At 68.8% G+C, this 15,425-nt stretch carries 11 protein-coding genes; 4 read left to right on the top strand and 7 right to left on the bottom strand.

Annotated features, from left to right (window positions below; all coding sequences use genetic code 11):
- Positions 1-106: 106 nt before the first annotated feature.
- The 7 genes from ACIBTU_RS21535 to ACIBTU_RS21505 form a co-directional block, all read right to left on the bottom strand.
- Positions 107-1,264 carry an ABC transporter ATP-binding protein gene (locus tag ACIBTU_RS21535; RefSeq protein WP_399127913.1) on the bottom strand — a complete coding sequence of 386 codons (1,158 nt, stop codon included), beginning with the start codon at positions 1,262-1,264 and terminating at the stop codon, positions 107-109.
- Complete coding sequence (locus ACIBTU_RS21530) at positions 1,257-2,309, bottom strand: ABC transporter ATP-binding protein (RefSeq protein WP_399127912.1); 1,053 nt, start codon at positions 2,307-2,309, stop codon at positions 1,257-1,259. The genes ACIBTU_RS21535 and ACIBTU_RS21530 overlap by 8 nt, the downstream gene beginning before the upstream one ends.
- A gap of 11 nt (positions 2,310-2,320) precedes the next feature.
- Positions 2,321-3,271, bottom strand: a complete 951-nt coding sequence (locus tag ACIBTU_RS21525) for an ABC transporter permease (protein WP_399127910.1) — start codon at positions 3,269-3,271, stop codon at positions 2,321-2,323.
- On the bottom strand, positions 3,264-4,196 hold the full coding sequence (locus ACIBTU_RS21520; RefSeq protein WP_399127909.1) for an ABC transporter permease: 933 nt from the start codon (positions 4,194-4,196) through the stop codon (positions 3,264-3,266). The genes ACIBTU_RS21525 and ACIBTU_RS21520 overlap by 8 nt, the downstream gene beginning before the upstream one ends.
- 177 nt (positions 4,197-4,373) lie before the next feature.
- Positions 4,374-5,999 (bottom strand): ABC transporter substrate-binding protein, encoded by a 1,626-nt coding sequence (locus ACIBTU_RS21515; protein ID WP_399127908.1) that lies wholly within the window; start codon positions 5,997-5,999, stop codon positions 4,374-4,376.
- Positions 6,000-6,590: 591 nt separating this feature from the next.
- Positions 6,591-8,498, bottom strand: a complete 1,908-nt coding sequence (gene typA / locus ACIBTU_RS21510; RefSeq protein WP_399127906.1) for a translational GTPase TypA — start codon at positions 8,496-8,498, stop codon at positions 6,591-6,593.
- A 266-nt stretch (positions 8,499-8,764) separates the two neighbouring features.
- Entirely contained in the window at positions 8,765-11,140 is a 2,376-nt protein-coding gene (locus tag ACIBTU_RS21505; RefSeq protein ID WP_399127905.1) for an ABC transporter family substrate-binding protein, read from the bottom strand.
- A 402-nt stretch (positions 11,141-11,542) separates the two neighbouring features.
- Between ACIBTU_RS21505 and ACIBTU_RS21500 the strand changes: the two genes are divergently transcribed.
- From ACIBTU_RS21500 to ACIBTU_RS21485, 4 genes are read left to right on the top strand one after another with little or no spacing between them, the layout of a single operon-like run.
- Positions 11,543-11,854: a hypothetical protein gene (locus ACIBTU_RS21500; protein WP_399127904.1), complete on the top strand. Its 312-nt coding sequence runs from the start codon at positions 11,543-11,545 to the stop codon at positions 11,852-11,854.
- Between the two features lie 25 nt (positions 11,855-11,879).
- Positions 11,880-12,692, top strand: coding sequence for a hypothetical protein (locus tag ACIBTU_RS21495; RefSeq protein ID WP_399127903.1), 813 nt, complete (start codon positions 11,880-11,882; stop codon positions 12,690-12,692).
- 17 nt (positions 12,693-12,709) lie between these two features.
- The gene (locus tag ACIBTU_RS21490) at positions 12,710-14,629 is read left to right on the top strand and encodes a fumarate reductase/succinate dehydrogenase flavoprotein subunit (protein WP_399127902.1); all 1,920 of its coding nucleotides are present in this window, start codon (positions 12,710-12,712) and stop codon (positions 14,627-14,629) included.
- On the top strand, positions 14,626-15,402 hold the full coding sequence (locus tag ACIBTU_RS21485) for a succinate dehydrogenase/fumarate reductase iron-sulfur subunit (protein ID WP_399127901.1): 777 nt from the start codon (positions 14,626-14,628) through the stop codon (positions 15,400-15,402). Before ACIBTU_RS21490 ends, ACIBTU_RS21485 begins: the two co-directional genes overlap by 4 nt.
- The last annotated feature ends 23 nt before the right edge of the window (positions 15,403-15,425 follow it).

The following is a 15,425-nucleotide window of genomic DNA, read 5'->3' as shown; positions in this document are numbered from 1 at the left end:
CGCGCGTGGCCGGACAAGGGGGCTCGGCCCCTACTGCGCGGTCCCGTTCCCGGAACGACCGGCGGCCCGCACCAGGAGGTGCGGGCCGGCGGGCTTGGTGTGCGGGTCAGGACGCGTGGACGACGTCCTTCTCCTCGGCGAAGTGGCAGGCGGAATCGTGGGCCGCCTCCGAGTCCGAGCCCTTGAAGCGCTCGGGGATCGCGAGGAGCGGGACCTCCTCGGCGCACTTGTCCTGCGCCTTCCAGCACCGGGTGCGGAAGCGGCAGCCCGAGGGCGGGTTCGCCGGCGAGGGCACGTCACCGGTGAGGATGATGCGCTCGCGGCCCTCACGGGCCTCCGGGTCCGGCACGGGCACCGCGGAGAGCAGCGCCTGCGTGTAGGGGTGCGTCGGGTGGTCGTAGATCTGCGTGTCCGTGCCGATCTCGGCCATCTTGCCGAGGTACATGACCCCGACCCGGTCCGAGATGTGCCGGACGATCGACAGGTCGTGCGCGATGAAGATGTAGGAGAGGTTGAACTCGTCCTGCAGCTTCTCCATCAGGTTGATGACCTGCGCCTGGACGGACACGTCCAGGGCCGACACCGGCTCGTCGCAGATGATGATCTCCGGGTTGAGCGCGAGGCCGCGGGCGATGCCGATGCGCTGGCGCTGACCGCCGGAGAACTGGTGCGGGTACCGGTTGATGTACTCCGGGTTGAGGCCGACGACGTCGAGCAGGTCCTGGACCTTGCGGCGCCGGTCGCCCTTCGGAGCCACCTCGGGGTGGATCTCGAAGGTCTCCCCGATGATGTCGCCCACCGTCATACGCGGGTTGAGCGAGGTGTACGGGTCCTGGAACACCATCTGGATGTTGCGGCGGACGGCCTTCAGGGCGCGTCCCGACAGCCTGGTGATGTCCTGGCCCTTGTAGAAGACCTCGCCCGCGGTCGCCTTCTCCAGGCTCATCAGGAGCTTGGCGACGGTCGACTTGCCGCAGCCGGACTCGCCGACGATGCCCAGGGTCTCGCCCTGGTACAGGTCGAAGGAGATCCCGTCGACGGCCTTGACCGCGCCGATCTGCTTCTTGAAGAGGATGCCCTGCGTGAGCGGGAAGTGCTTCTTCAGGTTGCGGACCTGGAGGATCGGCTCCCCGCGCTCGATCGTCCTGTCGAGGGCGGCGACGGCCGCGTCCTCACCGGCCGCCTTGACGACCTCGACGTCCGTGACGTTCGGGGTGGCGTCCACGGCTGCGTTCTCGGAGTCCTTCTTGCTGAGCTCAGCCATGGATCGTCTCCTTCCAGAAGTGGCAGGCGCTGCGCCGGCCGGGCAGCGCGCCGCCGTCCTGCTCCGTCACCTCGACGAGCGCCGGGATGTCGGTGCGGCAGATGTCCTGCGCCTTCGGGCACCGCGGGTTGAACGCGCAACCGGGCGGGGTCTTCAGGAGGTTGGGCGGCAGACCCTGGATCGCGTAGAGCTCCTGGCCCTTCTGGTCCAGGCGCGGGATCGAGTCCAGCAGACCGCGCGTGTACGGGTGCGCGGGCCGCTTGTAGATCTCGTGGACCGGCGCCTGCTCGACGATCCGGCCCGCGTACATCACGGCGATCTTGTCGGCGACGTCGGCGACGACGCCCAGGTCGTGCGTGATGAGGATGAGGCCCATGTTGTACTCGCGCTGCAGCTCCGCGAGCAGGTCCATGACCTGGGCCTGGACCGTCACGTCGAGGGCCGTGGTCGGCTCGTCGGCGATGATCAGGTCCGGCTCCAGGGCGAGCGCCATCGCGATCATGATGCGCTGGCGCATACCGCCGGAGAACTGGTGCGGGTAGTCGTTGACGCGGGCCGCCGCGGCCGGGATCTTCACCCGGTCCATCAGCTCGATGGCCTTCGCCTTGGCCTCCTTCTTGCTGAGGCCCTGGTGCACCCGGAACATCTCGGCGAGCTGGTAGCCCACCGTCAGCACGGGGTTGAGGGAGGACAGCGCGTCCTGGAAGATCATGGCGATCTTCGCGCCGCGCAGCTTGCGCCGCTCGTCCGGCGCCATCTTCAGCATGTCCTGGCCGCGGTACAGGATCTCGCCCTGCGGGATCTTGCCGGGCGGCATGTCGAGGATGCCCATGATCGCCTGGGCGGTGACGGACTTGCCGGAGCCGGACTCGCCGAGTACGGCCAGCGTCTCGCCGGAGCTGACGCTGTAGTTGACGCCGTTCACCGCACGGACGATGCCGTCACGGGTGTGGAACTCGACGTGCAGGTCGCGGACTTCGAGCAGGGGCCCGTCGTCGTCGGACCGCGGGGCCGGAACCAGCGCGGGGTTGTCGATGATGGTCATGTACGCCTCCCTCAGCGCATCTTCGGGTCGAGGGCGTTGCGCACCGCTTCGCCGAGCATGATGAACGACAGGACGGCGATGCTGAGCATGATCGACGGGAACAGGATGATGTGCTGCGCCACGCGGATCGAGTTGCCGCCCGCGGAGATGTCGGCACCCCACGAGACACCGCTGGTGAGGCCGAGTCCGAGGAAGGACAGGGTGGCCTCGGCGGCGATGTAGACACCGAGCGAGATCGTGGCGACCACGATCACCGGCGCGATGGCGTTCGGCAGGATGTGCTTGAACAGGATGCGGTTGGTCCCGGCGCCGAGGGCGCGGGCCGCCTGCACGTAGTCCGCCTGCTTGACCGTGATGACCGAGCCGCGCATGACGCGCGCCGTCTGCGTCCAGCCGAGGAAGGCGAGGGCGGCGATGACGACGGGGATGCTGCGGTCCGAGAAGGCGTTGAGCATGACCATCGCGCCCAGGAGGAACGGGATGCCCATGAACATGTCGGTGAGACGGGAGAGGATCGCGTCCATCCAGCCACCGAAGTAGCCGGCGAGCATGCCGATCAGACCACCGAAGAGGGTGACCACGAGTGTGGTGCCGAGGCCGACCATGACCGAGGCACGGGTGCCGTGGATCATGCGCGAGTAGACGCTCTGGCCCTGGGCGTCGTAGCCGAGCCAGCCGTCGGAGAAGACCTTCCCCAGCTCGGGCTTGCCGAGGTAGTGGTTGGCCAGGTCGCGGTCGGTCGGGTCGATGCCCGTGAACAGGCCGGGGAAGGCCGAGATCACCAGGAGCAGCAGGATCAGCAGCGCCGAGACGATGAAGATCCAGTTGGAGCGGAGGTCGCGCCAGGCGTCGCTCCACAGGCTGCGGGCCTTCTCGGCCTTCACCTTGACCGTGGGCTCGGGCAGTTGACCGCCGGCGGCGGCTGCGGCGGGGGCTTCCGCGGACTTGGTCAGATCAGACATAGCGAATCCTCGGGTCCAGGACCGCGTAGAGCAGGTCGACGATCAGGCTGGTGACGAGGTAGACGAGAACCAGGATGGTCACCAGTCCGACCAGCGTGGTTCCCTCCCGGCGCGACAGGGCTTCGTAGATCGTGCCGCCGACGCCGTGGATGTTGAACAGACCCTCGGTCACGACGGCGCCGCCCATCAGGGCACCGAGGTCGGTGCCGAGGAAGGTGACGACCGGGATCAGCGAGTTGCGCAGCAGGTGGACGCCGATGATGCGCTGCTTGGGCAGGCCCTTGGCCACCGCGGTGCGCATGTAGTCGGAGCGGAGGTTCTCCGCGACCGACGTACGGGTCAGTCGGGCCACGTACGCGAGCGAGGCGGCCGCCAGCACGATGGCCGGCATCAGCAACTCGCTGTAGTTCTGGTCGTTGTTGACGTTCGGCTGCATCCAGCCCAGCTGGAAGGCGAAGACCGTCTTGAAGATGAACCCGAGCACGAACACGGGGACCGAGATCAGCAGCAGCGTCAGGAACAGCACGCCGGTGTCGACGAGCTTGCCGGCGCGCATGCCGGCGATGACGCCGAGCAGGATGCCCAGGACCGCTTCGATCACGAAGGCGAGGGACGCCAGCCGGATGGTCACCGGGAACGCGTCGCCGAGGACGTCGGTCACCGGGCGCCCCGAGGCGATCTGCGTGCCGAAGTCGAAGTGCAGGATCATGTCCCGCATGTAGTGCCAGTACTGGACCAGCACGGGCTGGTCGAGCCCGTACTCATGGCGCAGCTGCGCAATGATCTGCGGGCTGCTCGCCTTGTCGCCGAAGAGACCCCGGACGGGGTCGCCGGGCAGGGCGTACACCATGAGAAAGATAAGCAGAGTCGTCCCGATGAACACCGGGATCATCTGGAGCAGTCGTCGTGCGACATAGCGCCCCATCATGCCTCCATGTCAATCGCAGCAAGGGGCCCTTTTCGCCGTACGCACGTCCGCGCACTCCAAAGCGAGCGCGGTACATACAGTGAAAAGGGCCCCCCGGCCAGTTTTTCGGCCCGCACGTACCGCTGCCCCCGGGTGCGGCCGGGGTGCAGCGGACACGAACGCTGTCAGCGGTTACTACTTGTGGACCTGGACGCCGTCCAGGATCGGGTCGCCGTCCTGCGCGTACTTGACGCCGGAGACCCGCTCCGAGTAGCCCGCGTTGACCTTGTAGTACCAGAGCGGGATGGTCGGCATGTAGTTGACCAGCTGCTTCTCGACGTCCTGGTACTTCTTCTCCGACTCCTCCAGCGTCTTGGCGCTGTCGGCGTCGGCGATCATCTCGTCGACCTTCTTGTTGGAGAAGCCACCCTGGTTACCGTCCGACTTCGTGCCGAACAGGTCACGCACGAAGTTGGCGTTGAACGGGTAGTCGAGCACCCAGCCGGAGCGGTACATCGACTTGACTTCCTTGGCGTCACGCGCGTTGGTGTCCGCCTGGAAGTCGGCCTTCGAGTCGCCCACGCAGGTCACGTTGACGGCCTTCTTGATGGAGCCACAGACGGCGTCCACCCACTCCTTGTGACCACCGTCCGCGTTGAACTGGATGGAGATCTTGTTGCCCGGGACGCCGCCGCCCTCTTCGATGAGCTTCTTGGCCTTGGCCGGGTCGTACTTGGTGACGTCGCCCGCGGCGTTCGGCTGGTAGCCGAGGACGCCCTTGGCGACCCAGCCCGTGGCCGGCTCACGCGTGCCCTGGAGCACGGTCTTCGTGATGGTGTCACGGTCGATCGCCATGGACAGACCCTGGATGACCTTGGGGTCGATGTCCTTCCACTGCTTCGTGTAGTACGCCACGGCCAGCGTCTGGATCGCCGAGTAGGACTGGTCGACCGCGCGGTCACCCAGGTCCTGCTTGTAGACCGGCAGGTCCTTCGGGGCGAGCTGACGCAGGACGTCGACGTTGCCCGACTTCAGGTCCTCGTAGGCGGTTTCGAGGTTGGTGTAGTTCTTGAACGTCACACCACCGTTCTTCGCCTTGTTGGGGCCCTGGTACCCGTCGAAGCGGGTGACCTTGATCTCCTTCTTGTGCTGCCAGGAGACGAACTTGTACGGGCCGTTGCCGACCGGCTTCTGACCGGCGGCCGTCGGGTCCTTGAAGAAGGACTCGGGCAGCGGCGAGAAGACCTCGTAGCCCAGCTTGTACACGAAGTACGGGATCGGCTTCGAGAGCTCGATGGTGAAGGTGTTCTCGTCGACGACCTTCAGACCGGACATCTTGTCGGTCTTCGCCTTGCCCTTGGCCGGCGCGACGTCGTCGTAGCCCTTGATGTCCGAGAACCAGAAGCTGTTGGTCTGCTTGTTCGCCGGGTTGGCGGCCCAGTTCCAGGCCTTGACGTACGAGTCGGCGGTGACCGGGGTGTTGTCGTGGAACTTCCAGCCCGGCTTCAGCTTGACCGTGAAGGTCTTGTTGTCCGTGGTGTCGACCGACTGGGCGTTCACCATGGTGATGTTGCCCTTGGCGTCGTAGTCCACCAGCTGCGAGAACAGCGTGGACAGAACGATGCTGCCGTTGGACTCCATGGTGTTGGCGGGCTGCAGGGGGTTCTGCGGCTCACCCACCTCGACGGAGAACGTGCCGTTCGGGTCGACGGCGGCCTTGTCGTCCTTGCCGCTGTCGCTGTTGCCGCCTCCGCACGCGGTCGCGGCCAGAGCGATGATCGCCGCGCCCGCCACCCACTTGGCGCTCTTGGCACCACGCATGGGGTTCCTCCTCATGAGTCCACTTGTTCACTGCGAGAGAGGGCGCATCCACCCCGGTTCGGCACCCCTGCCGCCCCGGCGCTTCGAGCGCCCCAGTGTGCTCGTGAGTCGGCGCTCCCCACTGCGCGTGACCCATTGACCCGAGCTCTACGGCGTCAACTATTAGCCACCTACGGGCTCCCGACCACAGTGTTTTGGTCTCGGTTCGATCACACCTGATGCGTACTTCTCCCAAAATCCGGACAAACCGATCCGGACGAGAGGGTCACGAAACGGGCACGTTACCTATCTATCGGTCAGCAGCGTCCGGATACCGGACGGGATGTGGGAGAAATCGAGTTGCGTGAGCGGACCACGGCGCTCACCCTTGATATGAGGTGCGCCCACAGCCGGGAATCCGGCGGCGGCCCGGTCGGCGGACCCGAAGGGTCTACGCGCGCCACGCTCTCGCAGCGTAGCGGCCCCCGACTCCCGAGTACACCGGCCAGTACCCCAAGGAGCGGCAAACCCGCACACGGCCGGCCACGGACACGCGAAGGGCCCGGCACCCCGTGGGGGTGCCGGGCCCTTCAGCCGTCAACTGGCCTGGTGTCAGCCGTGCTTGGCGCGCGAGGCCGTGCGGCCGCGCTCCTTCTGGTCCAGGACGACCTTGCGGATGCGGACGGCCTCCGGGGTCACCTCGACGCACTCGTCGTCACGGCAGAACTCCAGGGACTGCTCGAGCGACAGCTTGCGCGGCGGGACGATCGCCTCGAAGGAGTCGGCGGAGGAGGAGCGCATGTTGGTGAGCTTCTTCTCCTTCGTGATGTTCACGTCCATGTCGTCGGCGCGCGAGTTCTCGCCGACGATCATGCCCTCGTACACCTCGGTGCCGGGGTCGGTGAACAGCACGCCGCGCTCCTGGAGGTTCGTCATCGCGAACGCGGTGACGGCACCGGCGCGGTCGGCGACCAGCGAACCGTTGTTACGGGTCGTCAGGGTGCCGAACCACGGCTCGTGGCCCTCGTGGATGGAGTGGGCGATACCCGTACCGCGGGTGTTCGTCAGGAACTCGGTACGGAAGCCGATGAGGCCACGCGACGGCACCACGAACTCCATGCGGACCCAGCCGGAGCCGTGGTTCGACATGTTGTCCATGCGGCCCTTGCGGACGCCCATGAGCTGCGTGACCGCGCCCATGTGCTCCTCGGGGACGTCGACGGTCAGGCGCTCGACGGGCTCGTGCGTCTTGCCGTCGACCTCGCGGGTGACGACCTGCGGCTTGCCGATGGTCAGCTCGAAGCCCTCGCGGCGCATCTGCTCGACCAGGATGGCGAGCGCGAGCTCACCACGGCCCTGGACCTCCCAGGCGTCGGGACGCTCGGTGTCGAGGACGCGCAGCGACACGTTACCGATCAGCTCGCGGTCGAGGCGGTCCTTGACCTGGCGCGCGGTGACCTTGCGGTCCTTGACCGCGGCCTTGGCGGTGGCGCCCTTGCCGGTGCCGCCACGGCCGACGAGCGGCGAGGTGTTGGTACCGATGACCATGGAGATGGCCGGCTCGTCCACCGTGATGAGCGGCAGCGCGACCGGGTTCTCCGGGTCGGCGAGGGTCTCACCGATCATGATCTCGGGGATGCCGGCGACCGCGCAGATGTCACCGGGGCCGGCGACCTCCGCGGGCTTGCGGGTGAGCGCCTCGGTCATCATCAGCTCGGTGATGCGGACGTTCGAGACCGAACCGTCGCGCTTCATCCAGGCCACGGTCTGGCCCTTGCGCAGCTCGCCCTGCTCGACACGGAGCAGCGCGATACGGCCGAGGAAGTTGTCGGCGTCGAGGTTGGTGACGTGGGCCTGCAGCGGGGCCGACTCCTCGTACGAGGGGGCCGGGACGTGCTCCAGGATCGTCGAGAAGAACGGCTCCAGGTTGGTGGAGTCCGCCGGGACCGTGCCGTTCTCCGGCTTGGTCAGCGACGCGATGCCGTCACGGCCGCACGCGTAGACGATCGGGAACTCGATCTGGTCCTCGTCGGCGTCCAGGTCGAGGAAGAGGTCGTACGTCTCGTTGACGACCTCGTCGATCCGGGAGTCCGGACGGTCCGTCTTGTTGATGCACAGGATGACGGGCAGCCGCTGCTGCAGCGCCTTGCGCAGCACGAAGCGGGTCTGCGGGAGCGGGCCCTCGGACGCGTCCACGAGCAGGACCACCGCGTCGACCATCGACAGACCGCGCTCGACCTCGCCACCGAAGTCGGCGTGGCCCGGGGTGTCGATGATGTTGATCGTGATGACGTCGCCGCCATCCTTCGGGTGGTACTTGACCGCCGTGTTCTTGGCGAGGATCGTGATGCCCTTCTCACGCTCCAGGTCGTTCGAGTCCATCATGCGATCGTCGAGCGACTCGGCGGCGTGCGCGGCGAACGAGCCGGCCTGCTTGAGCATGGCGTCGACGATGGTCGTCTTGCCGTGGTCGACGTGGGCGACGATGGCGACGTTACGGATGTCGTGGCGCGTGGCCATATTGCGGCGTACTCCCGGAGTGAGTGGACGGCTGCGCGTACATCAGTGATACGCGCGCCCTGCCGGGCTGGACACGCCACGGCCTCACCCCATGGTACGGGGCTTGACGGGTTGAGGCTCTTCGGGGCTCTTCGCGCAGGTGGGGGCGCAGGTGGGGGTGAGCCCCGAGGTGGGGGGAATCCGCAGGTCAATGGGTGTGAACAAGCTTGCCCGCCGGGTGGTCCGGCGGGCAAGAGACTTGAGCTGGATCTGATCTGAGAATCTGTTCAGCGGTCCTTCGGGGCGGGCGCGGTGCGCTTCACGCCGGGCTTGAGGTAGCCGATGTTCTCGTAGTCCGGCTCCTGGAAGCCGAAGGCTCCGGCGTTGACCAGGTCCTTGCGGGCGGCCACCAGCTCGGGGCGCTGGTAGAGCGGAATCGATCCCGCGGCGGCCCAGATCCGGGCGTCCGCCTGCTTGACCAGCGAGCGCTCCTCGTCCTGGTCGAGCTCGCCGATGGCCTGGTCGAAGAGCTGGTCGATGTGGTCGGTGCCGACCCGCGTGTAGTTCTGCTCGACGGTCAGCGAACCGTCGGCGGCCGGGACGGGCTTGGCGTAGATCGGGCGGGCGTCGGTGGCCGGGTAGGCCGAGGCGGGCCACGAGTACAGGGCGAGGTCGTACTGGCCGGACGCGATGTGGTCCTTGAAGTAGCTCTCGTCGGCGACCTTCGTGATGTCGGTGCGCACGCCGATCTTCTCCAGCATCTGCGTGATCCGGTCCGCGACCGAGCGCAGCTGCTCCGAGCCGGCGCCCGCGGGGACCACGAAGCGCAGGGTCAGCGGCTTGCCGTCCTTGGCGAGCGGGCCCGCGGCGGCGCGGGCGGGGGCGGCCGTGCCCTTGGGGGCGTAGGCGCCGGGGGCGCCGCCCTGCTGGGCGTCGTACCGCTTGGCGTCGTTCTTCAGCCCGTCGGAGTGCTTGTTCTTCTCCCGGTCGGCCACGCGCAGCTTCGCCGCGTCGGCCTGGTGGAGGAGGGCGACGTACTGGGCGGAGGTGTCGGCGGCGGCGCCCAGCAAGGGGGTGGAGGCCGCGGCTGCGGTGTCGCCCGGCTTCCCGTCGTCGCCGGACTTCTGGTCGTCCTCGCCGACGATGTACGTACCGTCGCCGGTGTCCTCCGACTCCCCGCTCTCCTTGCCCGCCTTCTTGTCGTCCTTCGAGTCCTTGGAGTCCTTGGAGTCCTTGGAGTCCTTGGAGGAGTCGTCGGCGCGGCTGCCGGCCGCCTTCGGGTGGTCCTTCTTCTCCTCGTCGACCGCGCCGCCGGGCACCCAGCCCGCCTCGGCGAGCAGCGCCCGCGCCTCGGCCGTGTCCTGCTTGCCCAGCGCGTCGCTGTTGTCGGCGTACGCGTCCTGGCCGGCGAGGGCCAGGTGGTTGTCGACCGTGCCGGCCGGCAGGCCGAGCGGCTTGAGGACGGACTCGGCGAGCTTGCTGCGGTCGATGGCGCGGGCCACGGCGCGCCGGACCCGCTCGTCGGCGAGCGGCCCCGAGGAACCGTTGAGGGCGAGCTGCGTGTACGCGGGCTCCAGGGACTTGCGGAGCTTGAAACCGTGCAGCTCCGCCTGCTCGGCGGTGTACTTCCTGACCGCCTTGCGCGTCTTCGCGCGGGCCGTGGTCTCCTCCTCGGCCGCCTCGTCGTCGTCCGCGCCGTGCGCGATCGCCCACGAACGGGTCGCCTGCGCCGGGGTCAGCGCGGCGCCGGGGCCGTGGGCCAGCGGGCCCGAGGCACCCTTGTCGCGGGCCGCGAACGCGATGCGGTCGGCGCCGCCCGGGTCGACATCGGCCAGGTCGAGCTTTCCGGCGGCGAGCGCGGCGGGGCGCTCGGCGCGGGGCACCGCGGCGAGGACCAGTTTGTCGAGCTTGGGCTGCTCGCCCCACCAGCGCGGGTTCCGCTTGAGGGTGGCCTGCTCGGCGTCGCGGTCGATCTCGTCGAGGGCGAACGGGCCCGCCGTGACCTTGAGCCCCCGCCGGGCGCCCTCGTTGAAGCTGTCCGGCGTCCCCATGACGTCCTTGGGGTACAGCGGTGAGAACAGGGCGCGCCAGTCCGCGTACGGCTTGGCGAAGGTGACCCGCACCTCGAGGTCGTTCGCGCCGCGCTCGATCTTCTCGATGCGGTCGTAGCCGGCGTTGTGGGCCGTCCAGTACGCGGAGTCCTTGCCGGACAGGGCGCGCCACTGGGCGGCGAAGTCGGGGGCGCCGATCTCGCGGCCGTCGCTCCAGACGGCCTGCTGGTTCAGCTTGTACAGCACGACCTGCTTCGGCTCGGTCTTGATGACCTCCGCCTTCTCCAGGTAGTCGGCGTCGCGGGCGGGGCGGCCCTGGGCGTCGATGCGGAACATCGACGGCAGCACGGCGCCGGTGATCCGGGCGGTGCTCGCGTCGGCGTCCGCCTGGAAGGTGTTCAGGGTCTGCGGCAGGGCGTCGATCGCCCAGCGCAGGGTGCCGCCGTCCTTGATCTGCTCGCGGGCGGCCGGGGCGATGTCCGGTCCGGCGGCGGGCTTGCTCGCCTCGTCGTCGGAGCCGCACCCCGCGAGGGCGGTCACGGCGAGGGCACCGCTCACGAGGAACGCGGCCGATCGGGCGGCTGCGCCTGGGCGCCTAGGGGTTCGGTGCATCTCGGCGTCTACCTCCGGAGCGGGCCTGGTGATCACGTTTGGCGGTATATGTCGCTGATCACATCTATTGCTCCAGGGAAACGGGGCGGCCCCTTCGCCTGTCGGCGACACGACGGCCTCCGGCCCGTTTCCCACTCGTGCGGCCCAATTCGGCCGTTGTCGGCTGCGGGTGGGTGGGGGCTGGTCGCGCAGTTCCCCGCGCCCCTGAAATGCAGACGCTTCGCGTCGCATTTCCCCGATGAGGCGCAGCCTCGTCAGGGGCGCGGGGAACTGCGCGAGAAGCCCCACCGGGCCGCAGCCGCCGTCGAAACCGAACCGCCCCCTTCCCAAAGCGCAATGTGACGCGCGACACTCGCACCCGCACACGCATCTCCGCCGCAACCCGCGGAAGCGAGGCACACCATGTCCCTGACCGACGATCTGACGGTCGTTCAGCGCTGCGTGGACGAACTGACCCGAGCCGTCAACCAGCTCCCGCCGGAGGCGAAGGGCCCTGATCTGCGCAGGGTCCGCGCCGACGCCGAGCACCTGCGCGAAAGCGTGGCCCTCCTGCGCGCCACCGCGACGCCCTCCGTGGAGCAGCCCGCGATCCAGCCCGTACCGAAGCCCGTACCGAAGAACGTCGTACCGATCCCCGACACCCCGTACGACAACTCCCTGTGGACCGACTCCGACGACGAAGGGCTCGGCGCACGGGACCGGCACGCTCCCTGAACCCACCCCACCTGCGGAGGCTTCCTTGGCCACCGGCACAGAAAGCGGCACCGGCGTCCGGAGCCGGACCCGGGCCGCGATCACCGCCCGTCATCTGCGCACGGACCGCTGGTGGCTGGCCCCCGCCGCGACCGCGGGCGGACTCCTCGCGTTCGTCGTCTACTCGACCTGGCGGGCCTTCGCGAACGCCGACTACTACGCGGCCCCGTACGTCTCGCCGTTCTACTCGCCGTGTCTGGCCGACAACTGCGCCCCGATGCGGCACGGCCCCAACTGGGAACTGTTAGGGGGCTGGTGGGGCCTGTCCCCCGCCCTGCTGATCCTGATCTTCCCGCTGGGTTTCCGGTTGACCTGCTACTACTACCGCAAGGCGTACTACCGCGGCTTCTGGGCGTCACCGCCCGCCTGCGCTGTCGCCGAACCGCACAAGAAGTACAGCGGCGAGACCCGCTTCCCGCTGATCCTGCAGAACATCCACCGCTACTTCTTCTACGCGGCCGTCCTCGTCGCCTGCATCCTCAGCTACGACACCGTGCTGTCCTTCCGCGACGAGCACTACGCGTGGGGCCACATGGGCCTCGGCACCCTGGTGTTCCTGCTGAACATCACGCTGATCTGGGCGTACACCCTGTCCTGCCACTCCTGCCGGCACATCGTCGGCGGCCGCCTCAAGCACTTCTCCAAGCACCCGGTGCGCTACCGCCTGTGGGGCTGGGTCGGGAAGCTCAACGCCCGCCACATGCTGCTCGCCTGGGCCTCGCTGGTGAGCGTCGCGCTCGCCGACCTCTACGTGTACCTGGTCGCCTCCGGCGCCTTCGACGATCCGCGCTTCTTCTGATGGTGAGGTCTGGCCGAATGTCTGTAGTGGAGCGGCAGCAGTGGGACGTCGTCGTGATCGGGGCCGGCGGCGCCGGGCTGCGGGCCGCGATCGAGGCCCGCGAGCGGGGCGCCCGTACGGCGGTGATCTGCAAGTCCCTGTTCGGCAAGGCGCACACCGTAATGGCCGAGGGCGGCATCGCGGCCGCGATGGGCAATGTGAACTCCGGCGACGGCTGGCAGGTCCACTTCCGGGACACGATGCGCGGCGGCAAGTTCCTCAACCAGTGGCGGATGGCCGAGCTGCACGCCAAGGAGGCCCCCGACCGGGTGTGGGAGCTGGAGACCTGGGGCGCGCTCTTCGACCGCACGAAGGACGGCCGGATATCCCAGCGCAACTTCGGCGGGCACGAGTACCCGCGCCTCGCGCACGTCGGTGACCGTACGGGCCTCGAGCTGATCCGCACGCTCCAGCAGAAGACCGTCCAGCTCCAGCAGGAGGACCACAAGGAGACCGGCGACTACGAGTCCCGGCTCAAGGTCTTCCAGGAGTGCACCGTCACCCGCGTCCTGACCGACGACGCGGGCCGGGTCTGCGGCGTCTTCTGCTACGAGCGCGAGACCGGGCGCTTCTTCGTCATCGAGGCGCCGAGCGTGGTCCTGGCCACGGGCGGCATCGGCAAGTCGTTCAAGGTGACGTCGAACTCGTGGGAGTACACGGGCGACGGCCACGCGCTGGCGCTGCTCGCCGGGGCTCCCCTGCTCAACATGGAGTTCGTGCAGTTCCATCCGACGGGCATGGTCTGGCCGCCCTCGGTCAAGGGCATCCTCGTCACCGAGTCCGTGCGCGGCGACGGCGGGGTGCTCAGGAACTCCGAGGGCAAGCGGTTCATGTTCGACTACATCCCCGACGTCTTCAAGGAGAAGTACGCGGAGTCGGAGGCCGAGGGCGACCGCTGGTACGAGGACCCCGACCACAACCGGCGCCCGCCCGAGCTGCTCCCCCGCGACGAGGTGGCCCGCGCGATCAACTCCGAGGTGAAGGCGGGCCGCGGTTCCCCGCACGGCGGCGTCTTCCTGGACGTGTCGACGCGGATGCCCGCCGAGGTGATCCGGCGCCGGCTGCCGTCGATGTACCACCAGTTCAAGGAGCTGGCGGACGTCGACATCACCGCGGAGGCGATGGAGGTCGGGCCGACCTGCCACTACGTGATGGGCGGCATCGCCGTCGACTCGGACACGGCGGCGGCGCGCGGCGTGCCCGGCCTCTTCGCGGCCGGCGAGGTCGCGGGCGGCATGCACGGCTCCAACCGGCTCGGCGGCAACTCGCTGTCCGACCTGCTGGTCTTCGGGCGGCGCGCCGGACTGCACGCCGCCGAGCACGCACAGGGCATCGGCCGCGCCGAGCGGCCCTCCGTGGACGACGCCGGGATCGACGCCGCGGCCGCCGAGGCGCTGCGCCCCTTCTCCGCCGAGCCCGCGGCGGACGGCGCCGTCCCCGAGAACCCGTACACCCTCCACCAGGAACTCCAGCAGACGATGAACGACCTGGTCGGCATCATCCGCCGGGAGGGCGAGATGGAGCAGGCGCTGCGCAAGCTCGGCGAGCTGCGGGTGCGGGCCCGGCGGGCCGGGGTCGAGGGGCACCGGCAGTTCAACCCGGGCTGGCACCTCGCGCTCGACCTGCGGAACATGCTGCTGGTCAGCGAGTGCATCGCCCGCGCCGCCCTGGAGCGCACCGAGTCGCGCGGCGGGCACACCCGCGAGGACCACCCCGGCATGAACCGTGACTGGCGGCGGCTGAACCTGCTGTGCCGGCTGCGCGACCCGGCGGATCCCGGATCCGGCCGGATCGCGCTGGCCCGCGAGGAGACCCCGCCCGTCCGCCCCGACCTGCTCGCCCTCTTCGAGAAGGAGGAGCTGGTGAAGTACCTGGCCGAAGAGGAGCTGCTGAAGTGAGTGACGCGTACCGGGCGCACTTCCGCGTGTGGCGCGGGGACCAGGACGGCGGGGACCTGCGGGACTTCGAGGTCGAGGTGCACGAGGGCGAGGTCGTCCTCGACATCGTGCACCGGCTGCAGGCCACCCAGGCCCCCGACCTCGCGGTCCGCTGGAACTGCAAGGCCGGCAAGTGCGGCTCGTGCTCGGCGGAGGTCAACGGGCGGCCCCGTCTCCTGTGCATGACCCGCATGTCGGCCTTCACCCGCGAGGAGACCGTCACCGTGACGCCGCTGCGCGCCTTCCCCGTCGTACGGGATCTGGTGACGGACGTCGGCTTCAACTACACGAAGGCGCGGCAGGTCCCGGCGTTCGTGCCGCCCGCGGAGCTGGCGCCGGGCGAGTACCGGATGGCGCAGGAGGACGTGGACCGCTCGCAGGAGTTCCGCAAGTGCATCGAGTGCTTCCTGTGCCAGGACACCTGCCATGTGGTGCGCGACCACGAGGAGAACAAGCCGGCGTTCGCCGGTCCCCGCTTCCTGATGCGGGTCGCCGAACTCGACATGCATCCGCTGGACGCCGCCGAGGCGAGCGGCCTCGACCGCAAGAGCACCGCCCAGGACGAGCACGGCCTCGGCTACTGCAACATCACCAAATGCTGCACCGAGGTCTGCCCCGAGGGCATCAAGATCACCGACAACGCCCTGATCCCCCTGAAGGAGCGCGCCGCGGACCGCAAGTACGATCCGGTGGTCTGGCTGGGCAACAAGATCCGGCGGAGGCCTTCTTCGTAGAGGCCTCGTCGCAGGGGCTTCGT

It is taken from the genome of Streptomyces sp. NPDC050145 (assembly GCF_044460245.1).
Classification (GTDB): Bacteria; Actinomycetota; Actinomycetes; order Streptomycetales; family Streptomycetaceae; genus Streptomyces.
The sequence above is the reverse complement of the archived record's forward strand: the minus strand, read 5'-3'. Positions and strand labels throughout refer to the sequence as shown.